This is a genomic window from Thalassospira sp. HF15, from assembly GCF_011806525.1.
GTDB lineage: Bacteria > Pseudomonadota > Alphaproteobacteria > Rhodospirillales > Thalassospiraceae > Thalassospira.
The window spans coordinates 1-620 of record NZ_JAAVKI010000023.1; the positions used below are offsets into that span (position 1 = coordinate 1).

1 protein-coding gene is annotated in these 620 nt (G+C 52.9%); it reads right to left on the reverse strand.

Annotated features, from left to right (window positions below; genetic code table 11):
* On the reverse strand, positions 1-461 hold a 461-nt coding region (locus tag HED22_RS19550; RefSeq protein ID WP_217701922.1), incomplete at its 3' end, for a hypothetical protein.
* Positions 462-620 lie beyond the last annotated feature (159 nt).

Consider the following 620-nt stretch of genomic DNA (forward strand, 5'->3'; position numbering starts at 1 on the left):
CCGGTAAGTGTGTCGCCAAATGATCCTCCGCTCAGAACGTCATGACCAGAGGTGCCTGACAGCTCCATAGATTCTGGATCAATCGCTACATTCGTTGCAGAGAGCTCAAGGCCTGGATCAAGAACCCAAGAGAACTCCTCCACCTCTGCCCCGTCAACAGCAAGGTTGAGGTTGGTGAGGGTACCACCAACTTCATGCATGGCCGCACTTGCCCACAAAGCCGTGCCGGTTGGCACGCTCGAGCCACTCGTATAGAAGACCGCACCATTCTTGCTGTAAGTCACCTGACCTGAACTGTTGCGCGAAACATTCAGCACATCGCCGATTGCGTAAGTTCCGCCGACATGACCGCGATTAACACCGCTTTCGTAAACGTAAACGGTTCCGTCCGACGTCAAATAAAGCCCATAGCTGAGCGCCTCGTAGCTTGATCCAGCGTTATTCGTAGACCATCCGAACATCCGTCCGGTATTTGTCTCCGACGCTTCCGCACTCAACGACAATTCACCAGTATAGCTCTGGTCCGAATAACCATTCGTATTCCACCCCGTAGAACCTGAACTCTTGCTGATCGTTTGCTCAGCCACAAATTGGCCAATCTGAACCGAGACCTGACCTTC